Genomic DNA, 20,567 nt, shown 5'->3' on the forward strand with positions numbered 1-20,567 from the left:
GTTAAGCCGCTGAGCGATGAGATTCACGGGCGGTTGTCAGTTCGATACCTGTCTGGACAGGGGCGTTACTGCGTTCAATCGCCGGAGACAGACCCTCCCAGGATTCCGGGCATCCATTTGGAAGCAATCGATCCAGCAATTCGAGATCTCTGTAGATCATGTCGGTCGTGTCGCTGCTGAAAACGTCTTCGAACACGATCTCCGGCCGTCCTCTGTCCACTGACAACGCGTCGATGATTCGCTCGCGGAGTTTCGTATGGTGATAAGTCCATTCCATCAACTGACGGGTCAGGGGGAATGATCGAGCCATCTGTGAAGCTCGCATCAGCACGCGAGTGAAGCCAGCAAAGCGGAAATCAGATGACGCATTCACTTTCTCGCAGTGACCTTCGGGTACAAACGCGCTATCGATTCCGGCAAAACGATAGAGTGCCGATACAGTACCCAAACTATCTGCAGCAATGTCTTCAAAGAAGAACACACCAATCTGCGATACATCAAAATGGTCAAAGAAGGGCTGTAATTGTCGGCCATACTGACTGCGACGAAGGTACTTGTCGTCCTTCGCGGCGAACTCCTTCATTGCCTCCGGAGTGACATAAGTCACTCCGCCCAGAAGGTTCTGCGCGTCGTGAAAGAGATGTGAAATCGTTCTCGTGAACGGGTTTCTCAGCATCACGAGAATTCGGCTCTGCGGGCAGGCAGAGGCGATTCGCTGTGCGGCCTGCGGACTGTCCATATACAACGGGGAAATTTCACCACACTTTTGTGTCGCAGCGTCATATCGAAAACACGATCGATACCACTCTGTTCCGCGATCGAAGTTTGTGTTGAAGAAGTTCAGTTCTTTCGGCTGACTCATGCACATTTCAGAATGCTGGTTGAGCATGGACCATGCCCACGTCGTCGCACTCTTCTCTGCCCCGATGCCTATAATGTCAGGCTGCCACGCCATTACGTCTATCCCTGGCCATTCTGCCGCAAGAATTGCAAACTCGATGTCTTACCTTGTATTACCTGTCATTTGGCTATCTGAAACAACACGTCGGAGACGTCGTCAGGAAGCCTGACCGTGCATGTCGCCACACCAAACAATGGATCAGGAATCCAAACGCTCTTCCCTGAAATGGCTGACCGCTGGAGGTCCACTAACCGGCAATTCTCAGTTCAGAGGTGACAGGCTCAGCCATTGCAACACATTCAAAAAACGCATGATTCAGGGAAACATGTGCACTGACGCCGCGCCATTTCATTCCTGTTTCCTGCAGAAACTCCGTGATAGCACGTGGCTCATGATCGAAGGCCGCAAGGTCATCGAAGAAAAGGTAAGTGCCCGGCCTGATATAGTCTTTCAGCTGCTGAAGAACAAAAATCGTGGATGAATACAGATCAGCATCAATATTGATGATCAGCACGTCGTGTTCCGGCATTTTGAAACCCGGCAGTACCTGATCAAACCAACCCTTGTGAAACTTCACACGGGGGTCATCAATCGCAGGTATCTTTCCACCAACATCGAATTCGCCTTTAAACCACAGGCCTCCTGCTTCTGGAAGCCCTTCGAAACTGTCAAAACCGTGCAGTTGCGATTCCGGATTCAGCAGATGATCCGACCAGAATCGCATGCTGTTCCCTTCGAACACGCCAAACTCCAGATAGACAGCCTTTTCATTCTTGAGTTTCTCAGACACGAACCGAAAGACGTCGTCGCGATTTCGTGAGCGAAAGCTGAATTCAAAACCGTGATTCTTCGCCCATTTCCCAAGCTGCAGATACATGGTCATGGAGACCAGATTTCTGATGACAGCAGCCGGGAGAACGCGACCGAAGACAGTCAGCAGACGTTTGAGCGGATCGATGAGCGTCAGCCAAACCTTCCGCTGTGGCGCTCGAGTGTATTGTTTTTTCATCGCATTCATTTCGTTCAGAATATCTGAATTCCGTATGAGACAACTGGAAGATTGGTCCACTTCAGGCAGCGCGACGAATTGTGAGACCCGGAGTCTGAGGATTCTTCTGCCATGGACGCAGCAGCGAGTTTGATTCGCAATAGTTTCGGAGTGATTCGATCGACATCGAGTTGGCCGGGCAGCTGATATAGGGATCCGTTACATTCGCGTTGATGATATCTGCGTAGTCATAAGCAATGTCTTCATAGACACTGCGGAAGGCAGGCATCACGGCAAACATCTCTTCCAGCTCAACAGTGCGACGAGTCTCCTCATCACTCATCAGCTCTTCATACAGCTTTTCTCCTGGCTTGGAGCCGATTTCTGTGATCGCCATGCTGAGCGGATTGTAGCCATGCTGATCGGCCAGCTCATCGATCATGACTCGGGCCAGATCGACAATTTGAATTACCGGCATTTTTGTGACGAAGACTTCGCCCCCTCTGGCCTTCTCAGCAGCTGACAGAACCAGACGACAACTCTCTTCGAGCGTCATGATGAATCGTGTCATTCTCCGGTCGGTCAGCGTGACCGGCCCACCCTGTTCAATCTGTCGTGCAAAGATGGGGATGACTGAGCCACGTGACCCCAGCACGTTGCCGAAGCGTGTCGAACTGAAAATCGTTCGACGGCTCATCTTCAGACTGTTGGCCGCTGTGATCAGCCGTTCGCCCATCAGCTTCGATGTGCCCATCACGTTGGTTGGGTTTACGGCCTTGTCGGAGCTCGTAAAGATGACTCGTTCGACATTGCACGCCAGAGCGGCCTGGATAACGTTGCGAACGCCCATGATGTTGGTCTGCACAGCGTCAAAGGGAGCTCGCTCGCAAAGAATCACGTGCTTCAGCGCGGCAGTGTGCAGCACGATGTCCACGCCTTCGCACATCATGGTTAGTTTGTCAGCATCGCGTATATCTCCGACCTGGCAATGACTGGTGATTCTCGGCGATGGGTTCTGTTTTGCGTGCTGAATCAGCTCCTGCTCAAGAAAGAAGATTTCTGATTCATTGCTGTCAATTACTCGCAGCTCTTTGGGCCCGTGTTCCAGCAGTTGCCGCACAATTTCTCGCCCCACAGTTCCGCAACCGCCGGTGACCAGAATGGTTTTATTGGTGAAGAATGACATAGAGAGTCCAGATCAGAGAGTGGCTGTTGAGCGAGGAGGTCAGCTGAACAAGGAAGAGAATGTCGAAGTGATTCAGGGCAAAGACGAAATGATGCGTCGGAAAGGAAAAGCCATCAGGCAGCGCGATGGCGGTACAGGTTCTGGTCTACCATGGCCTGCATGGCGTCTGTCTTCAGCGTGTCGTCGAAATGGTGATTAATCCTGCCGATGACTGCCATGGGACTTGCCAGCAGTTCGTTGTAGCTGACGTTGATCAGTTTGAAATGAGACTGGGAGGGCAACCAGGCGTAAAACTGATTCAATTCTCGTTCGAACATGGCCTTCATGACGTCATCCGGGATGTCCGTTTCGATTCCGTTGCGTTCCAGCATCTTCTTTTGCGACTGCAGAATCTCGTCCGTATGTCGCCTCATAAATACCACGCGATACTCGCGATCGGCGGGCAGATGCTTTAGCAAGCTGTAGACCATTTTGACGGACGATCCGGGAGCACCTTCAATCCATTGCCCGTAGCTTTCGATGCTCTTCACGTCCTCAAATTCGTAGTAGCCGTTGGGGTTATCCTCGTCTGCTATCCGCTCTTTATCGGTCAGGGCCGGGATGCCGCCTGCCTCCAGCATGCGCATCATCATGGAGGTGCCCGACCTGGGAAGACCGGACACAATGGTGATGTACGACCGCTGCAGGCCTGAATTTACGGGAAGCGTTTCCAGTGGGTCTGCTTCCACATCATCTTCATCAGCCGGCATGGCATCTCTGGCTGCATTCAGCAGGTTGATAAGCTGACCTTCGGTCAGTGCACCCGTTTTGCGGTCGATGGCTTTTCCATCGGCAAAGCTCACAAAGGTTGGCACGCCGCTGATGTTGTATTCGCCGGCGAGACCGGGGCAGCGATCGATGTTGACCGAATAAACATCGGCCCAGTCAATGACCTTGTTGCTGAGCTTATCGACGACCGGCTGCATCATTTTGCATGGCGGACACCACGAAGCCCAGAAATCCACCAATACCGGGCGGTCGTTGTTCAGCACCAGATCGTCGAAATCAGAATCGCGAAGTTCCATGGTGTGCTCCCGGGGTTTCGTGTGTGGGGGTTGTTGTCAAACGTCGGGGGCCGGTCTATACCAACGACTCCCGCAGCTGTTTTCGATTCGCCGTTATGCGGCCGGTTTCCAGGTTTCCAATACGGCTAGTTTGCCGTGTTCTCCCGACCATTTGGTTCTGGGGAACAGCGTGTCGCGTTGTTTGAGGATTCGGTCTCGGTTTTCAGCCTGCATCAGCACTTTGAACAGGTGTCGTACCTCTTCAGCAAATGACGATTCGGACTGAAAGCCAAAGTTGTCCGACAGCTTTTCGTGAATCACTTCATACGGATGTTCTTCGGCTTCGACGCGGGGATTTTCGATTCGCTGAACTTCCACATCCAGACCGAACTCCTGCCCGAGCGACGCCACCATCTTTGCGATCTGCATCACGCTGAAAACGTCCGTCACCTGGTTGACGACATCGTATTGACCGGGTTCCGGCGGCGCGGCAATCAGCCGGGTGATACACTGCATCGCGTCTCGCAACGTGATGTAGCCTCGCTGTTGATTGCCACTTCCATAAATCGTCAGAGGCATACCAATGACAGCCTGAGCCACAAAACGATTCACAACCGTGCCCCACCATTCGTCGATGTCGAAGCGTGTGTTTAATGCCGGGCTGACGGCAAGTTCATCGGAATAGTTTCCATAGATTACGCCCTGCATCACGTCATAGCTTCGGAGCCACCAGTATTTGCAGGCTTCATAAACGCTGAACGTGCCCTGCACCTTGCTGACGTGATAAAAGCTCACGGGATCGCGTGGTGTCAGTTCACCGCCAAGACTCCATTCCTGTCCCTGATACTGAAGCACAGCGTCACCGGGAAACAGCCCTTCAAACAAAGGACGACCGGTCAGCGGGCTGCCGTATTCACCCATCGTGCCAAGCTTGATGATGGATGCATCGGGTGCGTGATCCCGGACGCCGAACAACAGGCCCAGTGTACCAACGACATTGTTCTGAATCGTGTTCACGGCCTTGTCAACGTCGGCCATGCTGTATGGTGCGCTGGGGATTTCAGCGAACTGGACGATCGATTCGGGCTGCACTTCTTTGATGTAGGCAAACAGAGCGTCACGATCCATCAGGTCGATTTCGCGGAAGTCGATCTCCACTCCCAGCTCGGCCTTTGCGGCAGCAATGCGATCCTCCATCGACTGAATTGGAGTTACTGAGTGCGCGCCGCGTTCTTCAACCAGCTTGCGACGCAGCATGTTGTCGATGCCGTAGACTTTGCATCCGAGCTTTGCCAGCCTCAGCGCAAGCGGCCAGCCCAGATAACCATCCATTCCAAGGATCATCACCCGCATGCCGTCCAGCAGGTAGCCGTTATCGGTCTGCTTCCATTCACTGCATGTTCCATACGTGATGGACATGGGATCGAAGTAACCAATTTCCGGTCGCCGCTTGCATTCGACAACCAGCTGCCCCTGCGCGGCCTTGCGGAACGCAGCCTGACCACAGGCACGGAAGTCGACGTGGCCCTTAAATTCAACGGCTGGACAGCTCCAGCAGGTGTGATTCGCGTTGTGGCAGGAATTTTCAGTCATTTCAGGAAGTCCATTTCCGTGTCTAAATCGCAATTCTCACGACATGTCTGCAGGGCACACTCAATTGAATCGCAAGCGATTCGTCCGCGGCCCCCATCACGACCGTATTTGCCGAACACCGATCTTCTAGGCCGCTTTTCTCATTTGCTGTTGAACTGGCAGAATGACATCCAGCACGTTTTCAACTTTCATGTCTGACGGAATCTGACCGAGACTGGTGCCTCGGACAAAGAACGATGATTCCACATATGTGTGTTTGCCGTTAATTGCAGTAGGTTCAATCAGATCGGACAGATTCATACGACCAGATAGTGCTACATCTCCCGCTGGCATCACGACCAGATCCGGAGCGCGGTGAGCGAACGGCCCGCTGTAAACGTCTTTGCCGCGATGAACTTCACTGGCGATTTTCTGACCGTCAACTTCGACGTTTAAAAAGAACTGAGTCAATTGCTGCATCAACGACTCGGCCTCTTCCGCCGTTACGCCACCCTTGGGATAGCGACCTTCCCGATGCAGGTAGATACGTCCGGGATCCATCGCAAACGCTTTGGTTTCCGGCAGCATGTCGATATACGATGGACGATCCGATGGCTTCAGCGTCAGGTAGCCGGATTCCGCCAGAAGACAGTTCACATTGATGCTGCACCCCTGGCGAGCAAATCCATGATCAGACACGGCAGCCAGTGTGACATCATCGCTCAGGCGATCCACAATCAGGCCAATCTGCCGATCTACTTCGTGATAGAAATCCAGAAACATCTGATGGAACGGTGATGAGCTGTCTTCGTAGTCTTCCCACAGGTAGTGATTGAGGCGATCGGTACCAGTGAACACAAACATGATGTTCTGCCAGTCGTCGCGATCCCAGTGATGATGCAGGGCGGTGCAGCGAGCATCCATGACTCGACGCAGTTCCTCGACGAAGACCTGCTTGCCTTTCGCGACCAGAGACATGTCGGCATCAACCGCATAATCGATGCTCTGCAACCAGTCGAGTTGTTCGGGCGGATGAACGGCTCGCTTCAGATCAAGAGCTACAAAGCCACTGACCAGCATGCCGTTCATTGCCTGGGCCGGATACGTTTGCGGGACATTCATGATCAGGGAAGGACCTGCCCCCTCGCGAGCCCAGAACGGTTTGGCGCGGAATGTTCGCGATGACGTAAATCCCAGGGTGTAGCTGCCATCCATCAGGTCGGTAAAGCCATAGACATTGTGACCGCCCGAATTTTCCCCTGTGACGATCGACGCCCACGCTGCAGATGAAACTTCCGGCAGCGCGGACTTCATCGGGACCAGTGTCCCTGAATCCAGCAGAGGCTTGCTGTTGGGCATCACACCACTGTCAGCAAATTCCCGCCACATCCATCGCGGCAGTCCATCGATTCCAAGCAGAAAAAGATTCATAGCGAATGGTTTTCGATATCCAGTGGTCAGGATCTGATGATTAGTATCCAGAGGAGAACAGGAGAGGTTAGCCACACAAGCTTCGAAATCACCACAGCCTCAGCAGCACCGCAACAATAGCAGCGCCACAGTCAACAGCCCACAAAGGGCCTGATCACAGATAGCCCAACTGTCGCAGGCGTTCGGCGACGGCTTCGGCATCTTCTTCGTCCATGTACGAATCGGATTCACAATCTGCGGCCAGCACGCAGTGGGTACAGGGAACAGAGCGATTGGTGAGTTCCTGCATGACGAGCAGGGCCGTCGCGTCGGACTCCTGAGAAACCACAACGATACGAGCATCCTGACTGCTCAGCAGTGCGCAAATGGCATCGGCGTACTCATCCTCCCAGGCGACCGTCCCGCCAGTGGTTCCCGCCGTCAGGCAGTCGTTCTGAACCGTCAGATGTCGAGTATTCGATGTTGTGTTCAGCGGCTGCGGCGAGAGATTCAGGACGAGATCGCCGGCAAGAAGAACCCCGCTGATTGCGTCGGCAGTTGATGTACATTGCGTTGTCATGTCAGCAACCATCCATGATTGAAGTCGTGCAATGAATCATGTGCATCCTGCACATGTGCGACGGGACGAATGGATTCACCAGCCGATTCCGCCGAATTCTGGTCGCGAACTTTAGCGATGTCGCCGAAATCGCACAACACGGATTTCAACCGGCAAAAAACGCCATCTTTGGCGAACCTTCATATGGCCGTCTGTTCACAATTTGCAAATTCAGCTTAGAATCCCGGCAGGAAGGATTCCCGTTCTGAAACTCGCAACAGCGTGACAGGTTCAAATGCCATGGATGGCACTCCAACACTGCCCCATCAATTGCCAAACACCCATTCCGGGGACGCTTCCGTTCGGAATCTGTTTGCCGACAGGCCGTCTCTGCTTTCCCCCCCGCAGAATCTTTTCGCAGACACGCCGTTTACCGATACGCTTTCCGACGCAGCTATTGCCCCCACAAAGAGGCACTTCCTGCTGCTGGGCATTTGCGGAGCGGGAATGAAAGCGTTGTGCGAGATGCTGCTGGATCAGGGCCACAAAGTCACGGGCGCTGATTCGCAGTTGACGGCGGAATCGGAAGCCCAGGCTGAACGCTGGGCCTGGCTTGCATCGGGGCGATCACCGGATTCGATTTTCATTACTGACTGGAGTTCGGTTTCACAGGACGGTCGATGTGCTTCGAACACCGATGCCGTGATTGTTTCGAATGCGATTCCGGATCATGCAGATTGCGTTACGGCGGCTCAGAAAGCAGGGCAGCCGGTATTCCGATTGACCCACGCTCTGAACCTGATGCTGAAAAATTGCCGGCAACTGTGCATTGCGGGTACGCATGGTAAAACCACGACAACAGCGATGCTCTGGAAGATCCTTGCGGGTGAGTTTGCCCGTGCGGCATTCATTGGTGGCCCGATGCTAGAAGCGCATCGAAGCGGGTTTTTCCAACCAGGCAGGGATTCGCAAAATCCGGGTGCCACGGGCCTGAAACGGTTCGACGCCGGCTCATCCGGCGGAAAACCATGGGCGGTAGTGGAAAGTTGTGAATACCGAAACGCGTTTTCTTCGCTTTCGCCTGATGCGATCGTCCTGACGGGCGTCGAGCGGGATCATTTTGACTGTTTTCCGGATCAGGCAACAGAAGATGCAGTCTTCCGAAGTTTCGTGAGCAAACTCAAATCGCCCACAAAGACTTCCGGGGACAAATTCGTCGTTACCGACAGTGGTGACAGGCGAGCGATGGCTGCACTGAAAGGGCTGGGCGAAGATATTTGCGTAATTACCCATAGTTCATGCGGGGTAGATTCAGCCGACTGGCGGGCGGAAAACATTCGTAGCGTTGACGGGCTCACCCAGTTTGAAGTTGTGAGAAGTGGACAGATTGAGGGACGTATTCAGATCGCTTTGCCTGGACTTCACAATGTTCGAAATGCGATGGCGGCCATTGCAACGGCTTCCCGGATTGGGGTGCCATTCGAGCAGATCACGCAGGCACTGGAAGGTTTTCGGGGCGTCCGGCGTCGATTTGAATATCGGGGAGAATGGCGGCAAATGCGTCTGATTGACGACTACGCCCATCATCCGACCGCGATTCGGGCCACACTTCAGACCGCAAGGGCGATGTTTACAGGGCGTCGGCTGATTGCTGTTTTCGAACCACATCAGATTAGCCGACTGGAGCAAATGTTCGAGGAATTCCGGGATTCGCTGACACTCGCTGATGAATGCCTCATTCTTCCGGTTCTTGCCGCTCGTGAGAATTCGACGCGAGCTTTGTGCTGTCGAACCTCCGGGCGACTGGTTCGCAGTATCAATCTTGCGGGTGGGCGGGCATTCCTGCTTGCGGATCTTGACCAGGTGATCGGAAGAATAGACCATGCCGGTCGACCCGGAGATGTGGTCATCACTATGGGAGCTGGCAGGACAAATCAGATTCATGACGAATTCAATCGACGACTTCAAAGAGATTCTGTTGCGTGACGAACCAATGAGCCGCCACACGTGGCTCAAGGTTGGTGGAAACGCTGAGCACTTTTTCCGCCCCCGAACGAGGGACGAACTGCTCGCCGTTGCTCGGTTCTGCAGCCAGCAGGGATGGCCAGTCTATCTTCTTGGAGGTGGTTCCAATGTGCTCGTGCGCGATCAGGGGATTCCGGGCGCGGTAATCCAGATCATGGAGCCCCTGCTGGGGAGCGTCACAGTTGACGGTGCGACTGTGACTGCTGGTGGTGGTGCGTTGTTGTCTCACGTAATCAGCGAAGCCGTCCGGTCAGGTCTTGGCGGGCTGGAACACCTTGTCGGAATTCCGGGCACCATTGGCGGCGCTGTCGCAGGAAATTCCGGAGGCCGCAGCGGAGATGTAGGGCAAATGGTCCGCAGTGTGACCGTGCTGAACAACGCGGGCGAAGTCGTGGAACTGAATGGAGATGAGCTTTCGTTTTCGTATCGCCGCAGCAGTGTGCAGGATCTGCTTGTACTGGAGGTGGCTCTTGAACTCGTTCGCGACGATTCAGACGAGTTGACACGCCGCATGCGAAAGAACTGGATCCTGAAAAGATCCACACAACCATTGGCAGATCAGTCGGCTGGTTGCATCTTTCGAAATCCGCGTGGGCTGAGCGCAGGGGCTTTGATCGAACAAAGCGGTCTGAAAGGTATGACAGTCGGCAATGCACGCATCAGTGATCGTCACGCGAACTTTATTGTGACCGAAAGCGGTGCAACCAGTCGCGATGTTGAGCAATTGATTGAGCGTATACGCAAATCAGTGGCCGAAAAATTTGCGGTTGATCTGGAGACAGAGATTAAAATCTGGCCTCCGATGCCCGTTTCCGACGTCGGTTGACCACGTACGAACACATGTTGGCGGATAGCGAGCAACTTTCCATTGTGGTGCTTGCCGGCGGTTCCTCTTCTGAGCGAGAGGTGAGTCTGCAAAGTGGGAAGAACGTGGCCGCTGCACTTCAGGAAGCATCACATGTCGTTGACGTGCTCGATCCTGCCGAATTCACAATTGATGACGAAGATAACGTCAATACTTTTCTGACGGCGCTTCGCCGCTACGACGTGATTCTCCCGATGCTGCACGGTACAGGGGGCGAAGACGGAACCCTCCAGCGATGGCTTAATCGGTCTGGTGTTCCATGGATCGGAAGTTCGCCCGAAGCTTCCGCCCTGACCTTCGATAAAGTCGCCACTCGCAGACGACTGATGGAGAACGGATTGCCGGTGCCTGCCGGGGTCACTCTGACAAAGCAAGCACGCGTCGACGTCGTTGATGCACTAAGAGCAGGGAGGCAGCATCTGATGTTCCCTGTGGTTGTGAAACCGGCATCACAGGGTTCCAGCGTTGGAATATCGATAGTTCAGGCCATTGACCATTTTGTACCCGCGTTGCGACTGGCATGGCAGTATGGCGATCATGCCCTGGTGGAATCCTTCATCCCAGGCCGCGAAATCACAGTGCCCTGGATCAATGGGCAGCTGCTTCCGGCCGTTGAAATCATTCCGTCACAAGACTGGTACAACTACCACGCCAAATACACAGACGACGCGACAAAATATCTGGTGGACCCGCCCGACTTGTCGCCGGAAGTGTTGGAGGTTGCTCGACGAGCCTGTGAAGTGTGTGATGTGGCCGGAATCTGCCGCGTTGATCTGAGGGTCACAGAAGAAGGCCAGCCATTTATTCTGGAGATCAATACCATCCCCGGAATGACGTCTCACAGTCTTGTTCCCATGTCCGCGGCCGCCGCCGGAATGTCGCTCGGTCAGCTTTGCGAGCATGTCTGTCGAAATCCCAATCACGGGCTCAGGTCCGGGCTATGAATGGCCTGCCTTCTGCCTGCCGCAAATGAACCACTGGGATTAATGAACTAACGGGATCAGCGGTTTTTCACACGGACGCGCGGATCCCTTTTTGAATGTCATCGTATTGGAATTCAAGGCCTTTCAGCCGCGATCGAAAGATGCTGGTAATCTGTTTATTTCCAGACGACGGACGGTGCCGTTCCTGCTGAAGAGTCTCACCTTCCCGGCTCTGATCGGCTTTAGCAGATGCGAACACCGGAGCCGGAGCATCACATGCTCTTGCAAGGGTGGAGTAGTACTGTCGGCGAGTCAACGTCGGTTGATTAGCAATGTTGATGGTCGGTAGATCATGCGTGTTGGCTGTGGCAGCACTGCTGATTTCTGAGGGCTGGCACAGCAGATCGTTCACTGCCACAGGTTGTGTCAGAAAATATTCCACTGCGCTTGTGGCATCGTCGACGTGGATAAGGTTCAGCCAGTCATCGGGAGCCGCGGCAATGGGAGTTCCCTCTCGCAAATCCTGAACCCGCCGCAGCAGTCGGCCCGGCCCGAATATTCCTGCCATCCGCAGGATAACGCCGAGAGTTTGAGGGAGATGATGCGACAAAGTCGTGGAAAGCAACTGTTCGCCCTTCAGGCAGACCTGGCCACTTTCGGTTGTTGGAATGGCGGCGGTCGATTCATCCACCGCACTACCACCGGCGTCACCATAAACTCCGGTACTGGAGACGTAGACGAACCGGCGTGGCGGCGGATTGCGAGAAAGCGATTGCACCAACTGCCGAAGACCGTCAAGCCACACAGATTCGCGTGAATTGCCCGCTTGGCGATCAAATCCGACCGCCCAAAGCACAGCGTCGACTGGCGGCAGTACTGGCAAACCGTGTCGTTTTTCCAGGTGACCGACAATGGGCTGCAGGCCTGCCTGGCGAAATTGATCCGCCTTTTCAGTGCTGCGAGTAAGAGTGTAAACGGTTATTCCACGTGCCAGCAGCCGATCTGCCACGCGTCTGCCAAGATATCCGCATCCGGCGACCAGCGCGGAGCCGCCCGACTGTAAAATTGGTTCCATGCGAGTTATCCTTGGCGGCACTGTTTTGTGGCAGTGATTTCGAATCTTGTAATTTTCTGATTGTTCGGAGTGCACTATCTTATGAATTCATCCGTTTCTCGACGAACGTTTCTGGCAGCGGCAGCCGCCCTCAGCACTTCAGGCTTTGTGTCTGCGGCAGCGCGTGCATTCGAGCCTAAGTTTCAGATTTCACTGGCTCAGTGGTCACTGCACCGCGCCTTGAAGGGCGGGAAGCTGGACAATCTGGATTTTGCCGCCACAACCAGGAACGAATTTGGCATTGAAGCCGTTGAGTATGTGAACCAGTTCTTCAAGGACAAAGCCAACGATGCCGCCTATCTTGCAGAAATGAACAAGCGAGCTGGTGACGCTGGCGTGAAGCAACTGCTGATCATGATTGATGGGGAAGGTCAACTGGGCGCTGCCAGCCTGACGGAACGAATGAAATCCGTCGAGAACCACTATAAGTGGGTTGAGGCAGCAAAGACACTTGGATGCCACGCGATACGCGTGAATGCTGGCAGCAGTGGCAGTTATGAAGACCAGCAACATAGGGCGGCTGATGGACTGAGAGCCCTGACAGAATTTGGAGCAAAACACGACATCAGTGTGATCGTCGAAAACCACGGTGGACTTTCATCGAATGGTGCCTGGCTGGCCGGGGTCATCAAGAAGGTCGATCATAAGGGCTGCGGCACTCTGCCGGACTTTGGCAACTTCCGAGTCAGCAAAGATGAGATGTACGACCGTTACAAGGGTGTGACGGAGTTGATGCCGTTCGCAAAAGCCGTCAGTGCAAAGTCTCATGATTTCGACGATGCCGGCAACGAAATCCACACGGATTATCGAAAGATGATGAAGATCGTACTCGACGCAGGTTACAACGGTTGGGTGGGCATCGAATACGAAGGCGGCAAACTGGACGAATACGCGGGCATCAAAGCCACAAAATCGTTGCTGGAAAAAGTTCGTGGAGAACTTGCCTAGCCACTTTTCCGCACCGGGACAGGCAATTGTTGGTCCATCCTCTTGCTGTACTGAAGCTTTGCCCAAAGCATGCAGGAGCGGTTGTGGTGGGCCAATGAATTGCCGGATGACTTTTTTGAATACATCTGCTGTCAATACTTGCTGAGGAATCCAACCCATGGCCGCTGCCAGTTCTTCTGACGGGGCAACGTCAGGACAAAAGTCATTAGCCGTCACCCGTCCTGGCGTGGTGCCGCGATTATCGATCATGATGTTCCTGCAGTTTTTTGTCTGGGGAGCCTGGTATGTGGCGATGTGGGGATTCCTGGATGAAAATGGCATGACAGCCGCTGGAGAAGGTGGATCATTTGATGCGGCGGCCTACACCGTCGCTCCAATTGCAGCGATTCTTGCTCCGCTCACTCTGGGGTTAATCGCTGACCGCCTGATGAACACCGAAAAGGTGCTGGCAATCCTGAACCTGGTTGGTGCAGTCCTGTTGTGGATTGCACCCTCGCTGGCGAAGGCCGGGGCTCCGGAGACCCTGGGGCAACAATTCACGCATCCGATGATTTTGTGCCTGCTGTGTTACATGATCTGCTATATGCCCACGCTGGGCCTGACCGCCAGTCTTTCGTTCAAGCATCTTGCAAACGGCGAAAAGGAATTTCCGGTTGTTCGCGTGCTGGGAACAATCGGCTGGATTGTTGGCAACTGGGCCATGTGGGGCTGTCGGCTGTTCACAGGAGAATCGGGCAAGTTGAGCGAAGCCACTGCTGCCCTGCAGGCCTCTGCTGTTAACGGAGAAATCCCGGTGGCAGCTCAAACGACTTTCGACCAGGCCGTTGCAGCACTGAGCTTCATGGATAACTCACCCCACATTTTTCATGCGGCCGCTATTGCCTCAGCAATTCTGGGTGTGTACTGCTTTACGCTGCCCAAAACAGCGCCACCGGCAAAAGGGGAACCGATTTCCGTGGGAAAAATTCTTGGCGTTGATGCCTGGTCGCTGCTGAAGAATCCGGCATTCTTCGTCTTCGCAATGGCTTCCTTCCTGGTCTGCATTCCGCTGGCGGGCTACTACGCCAAGGGCTACGGCTACGTTTCAGGAATGAACATCACTTTGTTCGGATCAAGCACCGGTGCGATGAGCACCGGGCAAATGAGTGAAATCTTCTTCATGCTTGTGATGCCGCTCTGCTTCGCTCGTCTGGGCGTCAAGAAGATGCTGGCAATCGGAATGCTGGCCTGGGTGGTTCGATACGGTCTTTGGGGCTGGGCATTCGGCCAGACGGGCGTGATGCTATCAGCTCCGATCTTCGCCGGCATTCTGTTGCACGGGATCTGCTACGACTTCTTCTTCGTGACAGGGATGATCTACACCGATAAGAAGGCCAAACCGGAAGTCCGGAGCCAGGCACAATCGCTGATTGTGATGCTGACTCAGGGTCTGGGACTGGGACTTGGCGCGCAAGCCTTTGGTTACTGGACGACCAAATGCACCGTTGATGGTGCTCTCGACTGGAGCAAGTTCTGGTACGCTCCCGCCGCGTTTGCCGGAGTTGTTATGGTCGCGTTTCTTGCCCTGTTCTGGGACAAGAAAGTGGAAGAACCAGAAACACCGGTCGCGGCATCCTGAGTTGAACAGCCTGTTGAAGAACGGGACTGGCTCGAGCAGGAGCCCTTAGAACACCACGGTTTCCAGTCGTCCTGCGCGCCTGTCCCGGTTTTTCAACGAAAAGCGAACTCTGGAAACTTCCATGAGGCGAGAGTTGTCTGCTTTCCAGTGATACTTCGGGACGGGTTCACTCTCTTGAGTGGACCTGCGTCCTGAAGTGGCCAGCTCGGTTACAGGGCTTCATGTTAACAGCCTGTGAATCTCCCCTCGCTGTGATGGATTAATCAGAAACGCAGCATACACTGTCGCCAACGTGATCTTTTCCTCAGGCCGTTGTTGACTGTTGCCTGTTGTTCTTGGTTGGCTGTTGTTTTTGGTTGGCTTCATCTCCGAATCCGCCCGAGGCAGGCCATTGGTTGACTCATGCGACTTTGAGGCGTTTAAAGTTGCTGCGGTCGCCTGTTTGACAGGCGAGGTCGTGTACTCGGAAAGTCGTTCTTCCCCATCCGCAAAAATCACTCCCGCAAATTCAATTCGGAATCGGTTCTATGTTTCGCTCACGTGTTCGCTGTTTCGCGGTGTCCCTTCTCGGCCTTTCGTTTATTCAAGTCGGCCCGGGGGTTGCTGAAGAAAAAACGCAGGCTGCGAATCACGATGTGATGCGAGAGATTCAGGTTCGGGCTGCGGCTGATGGTAAATCGGACCTTGGCTACTGGGGCACTGATCCGGAAAACTTTTTTGGCTGGAAGACACATTCCAATCGCCTGATCCCTGTGTATGCCTTCGGCACAAAAGGCGCAGGTAAGGGAATCGATCTGAATTCGTACCGAGGAAAAAACAGCCCCTACCGATCCGAAGAAGAACTCCAGAAGATCTACGGCTTTATCCCTGACCAAACCGTCGATGCAGAAGCCACGTGGATGGATCAGACCAATATTGCGGACATCCAGATGGCGGCGGCAGCAGCGGGGCGAAAATATATTTTTCTGGTCGTGTTTGACGGAATGGACTGGCAGACAACTCAGGCCGCAGCCATTTATAACTCGGGCGTCATCTACACCCGAGGAAAAGGGGCAGGAACCCACTTTCAGGATTACGACGCGGCAGGTACGGCTCAGTATTCCTTCATGGTCACCAGTCCACACAACGAAGGAACGGATGCCGACGCGACAACTCAGCAGGTTACAAATCCCGGTGGCACAATTCGCGGCGGCTACAATGCGACAGCAGCTGGCAGGAAGCCCTGGGAAGCGCCGTCCGATCCTGGGTATCTGATTGCCAAACCATCCGAAGGCAGTCCGAAACATGCCTACACGGATTCGTCCTCATCTGCATCCAGCATGACTGCAGCCGTCAAGATCTACAACGGTTCCGTAAATGTTGATGCAACGGGTCAACCCGTTACGACGATCGCACATCGATTGCAGGAAGAGGGGTTCGCAGTGGGCGCGGTTTCTTCGGTGCCCATCAGCCACGCAACACCAGCTGCCGCGTACGCCCACAACGTCACCCGGCAGGATTACCAGGATCTGACACGTGACATGATCGGCCGACCTTCTGTTCAGCACCCGAGCACGCCTCTGCCAGGCATGGATGTTGTCATTGGCGGCGGCTACGGGACTGAAAAACCAACCGGCAAGGATCAGGGAGATAACTATGTTTCGGGGAACATCTATCTGGATGAAGCAGATCTGAAGGCCATTGATGTTGCCAACGGCGGAAGATACGTCACGGCCGTTCGCACCGAAGGGAAATCAGGGGCAGAACTGCTGGCCGAAGCCACAACGAAGGCCGTGAATGGACACCATCGACTTCTGGGTTTCTTCGGAGTGGGTAAGTACAACGGCCACCTGCCATTCGCGACAGCTGATGGAAATTACGACCCGGCTCCAGGCGTCGGCCGAAAAGCAGAAGCGTATTCTGAGGGCGATTTAAAGGAGAACCCCACACTCAGCCAGATGACTGAAAGTGCAATTGCGGTTCTTTCGACCAACGAAAAAGGGTTCTGGCTGATGGTCGAATCGGGTGACGTCGACTGGGCTAACCACGACGACAACATCGATTGCTCAATCGGTGCTGTCAACAGTGGTGCCGCCGCTGTGAAGACAATCACCGACTGGGTTGAAAAACACAGCAACTGGAGCGAATCGATCGTGATCGTCACCGCTGATCACGGTCACATGTGGAACCTGACAAACCCACAGATGCTGGCAAACCTGAATAAGTCGGCCCCAAAGCAGGTCAAACCATAACATCTGCACAGGGCGCTTCCTTAGATCAGCCAAAGGCACTCCCTTCGCCTTGCCGTGGCAATGTTACGCAACCATTCGGGACGTTGCCGGGGAAGTTTTCTCCGGAACGCAAAGTAGAGCTTCCGCAAGCAGGGCGAAAATCATCAGACACAAGAACGCTCGCCAGATTTCGCTGGCAAGTGATGCCTGATTGCCTGCCGCGTCGTCAATTCGTGTGTAGCCAACGTCCCCCAGCATGCGATCCAGCTGTGCGTCGTCAATCACTTCCATCGAATCTTCGGACAGCGGTCGGTTGAGTGCCAGAAGGATGTCGTCTTTGTTGCGATAAAGGCCCGGAGCGATGGACCTTTGCGACAACAGCCTGTTCCTGGATACCTCATCCAGTGGCTGCCAGTCATCGACGACGGCGGCCAGTGACGCGTTGCATTCCATTTGCCTGGCTGCTCCCAGCGCGGCAGCGCCCTGAGCCAGACTGCGTTGAAGCATCACGTAGAAAACGACTCCGTTACGCACCAGCGTAGAATGTGATTCCAGCGGCAGTGTGCTGCAGAACCACGCGGCACCACGTTCACCACCATTTTCATCCAGAGCGCGGGCAACCAGCAGACCTCCGTCGGACAGATCGGCAAGCTGCGCGACACTGCTGCCGGTCAGTTGTCGATAACGAAACACTCTGAGTGATCCCAGCGGCAGAGGAGTGCCGGCCTGGCTGTTCGACAACAGATCCGTTTCGACGCGCCATCGACTGACAGAAAACTCAGCCACCGCAGATTCTGATGACGATTCTGCGTCGATCCAGTTTCCCCATTGACATCCAAATACAGATGGATCACCGGGCAAGTCTGTCTCTTCAGACGGAAAGAACAGCACACTGCGGCCGGACGCAACGAATTGCTGCAACCGTTCTGCAACTTCTCCTGTCGGAAGCGGAGCCTGCCAGACAATCAATCCGGCAGTCTCCCAGGGAATGGCCACGGTCTGCGCCGAAGTCAGTACCGTCGCATCGTAAGACAAAGAGGGATTGGACGGCGTGGCTGCCGCGATGCGAAGATATTCGGCCACAGTTTCATTGTCAGAGACAATCACTGTGTTCTGTACCGCAGGCTCAGCATAAACAAAATCAAAAACGTTGTCCGCAGGATTCGAATCCGCTGGTAGTTCGATGCGTCCCCAGCCCCGTTTCGATTCGGCATCCAGAGAGATGGCATGACCGCTTTGAATTCCCTGTCCGCCGGTGATCTTCAGATCCAGCGTGGATCGGGCTCCGTCGATGACCATTGCCAGTGGAACTGTTTCCGGCTGTCGGATATCACCGGTGCGCTGGACGGTGATATCCATGACCAGTTCTGCGCCGGCGGTTGTCTCGCGACGGTGTACATTGGACACACTGACCGAGAGATTGCGTTCGTTTGATGGCTGATAATTCAGCAGATAAAGCTTCGCTCCGTCACGCTTCTTCAGAAGTTCACGAACAGCATCCCATCGCCCCCCGTTGGGATTCCAGTCACTCTGCTGCAGATCCGAACAGACCCAGATGTCAGCTCTCCCCGTCTGATTCGTTGTCAGATATTCGGCGGCTGCCTGAACAAGCGATGGAATGTCGGCACTGGTGGTCGTAGCCTGAGTCTCCGGAAGGTCGATCAGATCACCGGGGGATTCCACCTTAATTGGTTGCCCTGTCGCGCTGTCGATCAGGACCAGCTGCGTCCCGGTACTGGCGGTTTGAATGAGATCGACCAGCCTTGTAACAGCGGATTCGCGACGGGACTTACCCGTGACAGGATCCGTTTGCTCCATACTGACCGATCGATCCAGAACCACGATTGTCGTATCGGGTGCGCCGCCGACGGTCAGGCCCAACCAGCCTCCGGACATTGGTCGACTCAACGCAAACACCAGCCCGATCATGGCAAGTGTTCGAGCTGCCAGAATGAGCCAGTACTTGAGTTTCCTCATTCCAGTCACCATCTTCTGAGCCTGAATCAGAAACATGGTGGCAGCCCAGGAAATCGAGCGATGCCGGTTCTGATTCACGAGATGAATCACAATCGGTAACGCAATCAGAGGAATTGCAAACAGGATCAGGGGTTGAAGAAAGGTCATAAGGTCTGTGGCAGCAGTCAGGTGGGGACGGAATCGGGAACAGCATCGGGAACAGCAGAACTTTGCAAAACAAGACCCTGGAAAGGGCTACCTTTTCCGTCCAAGCAGGAATTTTGCCAATACGTCCGAGTAATCTTCTTCGATGCCAACACGCCGGTAATCGACACCCGAATCTCTTGTGATATGTCGAATCTGTTCGAGATACTGCTGCACGGCCGCGCGGTATTCTCTGGCGATGGAAGTCGGATCGACCATCATGGCAGGCACTCCTTCCAGGTCAACAAACTTCATGGGGCGATCGAAGCCGAAGTCAATTTCACTCTGTTCCATCAGATGAAACACGGCCACATCATGCTTGCGAAATCGCAGGTGCTGAAAACAGCTGCGTAATTCCTCGGGATCCATAAACAGGTCCGAAATGATGACCACCAGTGCCCGCTGAGCCACACGTTCGGCCACTTCGTGCAGAGCCACAGGCAATCCGGTTTCGCCCTCGGACTTCATTTGCGCCAATTCGTCCAGCACAACGCGCAGACTGGTACTGTTTCGTTTCGGAGGCACTTCCCGTCGAAATCCCTCACCCGCACAGAACAGACCAACGGCATCGCCCTGTCCGGCCGCCAGATAAGCCAGTGTGCCTGCCAGCCGTCGAGCGTAATCGAGCTTGGTTTTTCCGGCTTCTTTACTGCCGTTAGCACCAAAACCCATCGAACCACTTACGTCAATAATCAGGCAAAGCCTGAGATTCGTGTCGGCTTCGTATTCTTTGATGTAAAAACGATCGCTGCGTCCCCAGGCTCGCCAGTCAAGCCGGCGCGTATCATCGCCCGGTACATACTTCCGATACTCAGAAAACTCGAGACTGGAACCCCGAGTCGGGCTGCGATGACGTCCGGAGACATTGCCAACCATCGGTATGCGAGCGTCGAGTGGTAAGGCTGACAGGCGAGCAATGACGGCTGGATCAAGGAAGTCACGCATAAAGGTTGCTGAGTTCTGCGGGAGAATCGATGGAGAGATTGACCGAAGGCTACGACACAATGGCAGAAACGGTTCCGGGGCAGAATTCAGCCAGTGACGG

Annotated in this window: 17 protein-coding genes; 6 read left to right on the top strand and 11 right to left on the bottom strand. The window is 54.4% G+C overall.

The window, feature by feature from the left end; translation table 11 throughout:
* Position 1: 1 nt before the first annotated feature.
* From R3C20_20205 to R3C20_20240, 8 genes are all read right to left on the bottom strand, one after another.
* Complete coding sequence (locus R3C20_20205; GenBank protein MEZ6042830.1) at positions 2 to 955, bottom strand: sulfotransferase; 954 nt, start codon at positions 953 to 955, stop codon at positions 2 to 4.
* A 193-nt stretch (positions 956 to 1,148) separates the two neighbouring features.
* Positions 1,149 to 1,910: a class I SAM-dependent methyltransferase gene (locus tag R3C20_20210; protein MEZ6042831.1), complete on the bottom strand. Its 762-nt coding sequence runs from the start codon at positions 1,908 to 1,910 to the stop codon at positions 1,149 to 1,151.
* Between the two features lie 61 nt (positions 1,911 to 1,971).
* Positions 1,972 to 3,075, bottom strand: coding sequence for an SDR family NAD(P)-dependent oxidoreductase (locus tag R3C20_20215; protein ID MEZ6042832.1), 1,104 nt, complete (start codon positions 3,073 to 3,075; stop codon positions 1,972 to 1,974).
* Positions 3,076 to 3,188: 113 nt separating this feature from the next.
* Positions 3,189 to 4,139, bottom strand: a complete 951-nt coding sequence (locus tag R3C20_20220) for a thioredoxin domain-containing protein (protein MEZ6042833.1) — start codon at positions 4,137 to 4,139, stop codon at positions 3,189 to 3,191.
* A 93-nt stretch (positions 4,140 to 4,232) separates the two neighbouring features.
* Entirely contained in the window at positions 4,233 to 5,711 is a 1,479-nt protein-coding gene (locus R3C20_20225) for an NAD-dependent epimerase/dehydratase family protein (GenBank protein ID MEZ6042834.1), read from the bottom strand.
* 126 nt (positions 5,712 to 5,837) lie between these two features.
* Positions 5,838 to 7,121 (bottom strand): alkaline phosphatase family protein, encoded by a 1,284-nt coding sequence (locus tag R3C20_20230; protein MEZ6042835.1) that lies wholly within the window; start codon positions 7,119 to 7,121, stop codon positions 5,838 to 5,840.
* A 154-nt stretch (positions 7,122 to 7,275) separates the two neighbouring features.
* Positions 7,276 to 7,680 (bottom strand): hypothetical protein, encoded by a 405-nt coding sequence (locus R3C20_20235; GenBank protein ID MEZ6042836.1) that lies wholly within the window; start codon positions 7,678 to 7,680, stop codon positions 7,276 to 7,278.
* Entirely contained in the window at positions 7,677 to 7,820 is a 144-nt protein-coding gene (locus tag R3C20_20240) for a hypothetical protein (protein ID MEZ6042837.1), read from the bottom strand. The genes R3C20_20235 and R3C20_20240 overlap by 4 nt, the downstream gene beginning before the upstream one ends.
* A gap of 121 nt (positions 7,821 to 7,941) precedes the next feature.
* Here R3C20_20240 and R3C20_20245 point away from each other — a divergent pair, with 121 nt between their 5' ends.
* Genes R3C20_20245 through R3C20_20255 form a run of 3 tightly spaced genes read left to right on the top strand, consistent with a single transcriptional unit; the run spans position 7,942 to position 11,493 of the window.
* Positions 7,942 to 9,645: a Mur ligase family protein gene (locus R3C20_20245; protein ID MEZ6042838.1), complete on the top strand. Its 1,704-nt coding sequence runs from the start codon at positions 7,942 to 7,944 to the stop codon at positions 9,643 to 9,645.
* On the top strand, positions 9,602 to 10,510 hold the full coding sequence (gene murB, locus R3C20_20250; protein MEZ6042839.1) for a UDP-N-acetylmuramate dehydrogenase: 909 nt from the start codon (positions 9,602 to 9,604) through the stop codon (positions 10,508 to 10,510). Before R3C20_20245 ends, murB begins: the two co-directional genes overlap by 44 nt.
* A gap of 14 nt (positions 10,511 to 10,524) precedes the next feature.
* Entirely contained in the window at positions 10,525 to 11,493 is a 969-nt protein-coding gene (locus R3C20_20255; protein MEZ6042840.1) for a D-alanine--D-alanine ligase, read from the top strand.
* Positions 11,494 to 11,560: 67 nt separating this feature from the next.
* On the opposite strand, the gene R3C20_20260 is transcribed toward R3C20_20255, so the two are convergent.
* A complete protein-coding gene (locus R3C20_20260; protein ID MEZ6042841.1) occupies positions 11,561 to 12,547 on the bottom strand; it encodes an NAD(P)H-binding protein in 987 nt (328 codons plus the stop codon).
* An 81-nt stretch (positions 12,548 to 12,628) separates the two neighbouring features.
* On the opposite strand from R3C20_20260, the gene R3C20_20265 reads away from it, so the two are divergent.
* The 3 genes from R3C20_20265 (at position 12,629) to R3C20_20275 (ending at position 17,383) form a co-directional block, all read left to right on the top strand.
* Positions 12,629 to 13,534 carry a sugar phosphate isomerase/epimerase family protein gene (locus R3C20_20265; GenBank protein MEZ6042842.1) on the top strand — a complete coding sequence of 302 codons (906 nt, stop codon included), beginning with the start codon at positions 12,629 to 12,631 and terminating at the stop codon, positions 13,532 to 13,534.
* 157 nt (positions 13,535 to 13,691) lie between these two features.
* On the top strand, positions 13,692 to 15,152 hold the full coding sequence (locus tag R3C20_20270; protein ID MEZ6042843.1) for an MFS transporter: 1,461 nt from the start codon (positions 13,692 to 13,694) through the stop codon (positions 15,150 to 15,152).
* 527 nt (positions 15,153 to 15,679) lie between these two features.
* Positions 15,680 to 17,383: an alkaline phosphatase gene (locus tag R3C20_20275; GenBank protein MEZ6042844.1), complete on the top strand. Its 1,704-nt coding sequence runs from the start codon at positions 15,680 to 15,682 to the stop codon at positions 17,381 to 17,383.
* Positions 17,384 to 17,446: 63 nt separating this feature from the next.
* Here the strand turns inward: R3C20_20275 and R3C20_20280 are convergent, their stop codons facing one another.
* Both R3C20_20280 and R3C20_20285 read right to left on the bottom strand, forming a co-directional pair.
* A complete protein-coding gene (locus R3C20_20280; GenBank protein MEZ6042845.1) occupies positions 17,447 to 19,486 on the bottom strand; it encodes a BatA domain-containing protein in 2,040 nt (679 codons plus the stop codon).
* Positions 19,487 to 19,573: 87 nt separating this feature from the next.
* The gene (locus R3C20_20285) at positions 19,574 to 20,467 is read right to left on the bottom strand and encodes a DUF58 domain-containing protein (protein ID MEZ6042846.1); all 894 of its coding nucleotides are present in this window, start codon (positions 20,465 to 20,467) and stop codon (positions 19,574 to 19,576) included.
* Positions 20,468 to 20,567 lie beyond the last annotated feature (100 nt).

It is taken from the genome of Planctomycetaceae bacterium (assembly GCA_041398825.1).
In the GTDB taxonomy this organism is placed as follows: Bacteria; Planctomycetota; Planctomycetia; order Planctomycetales; family Planctomycetaceae; genus F1-80-MAGs062.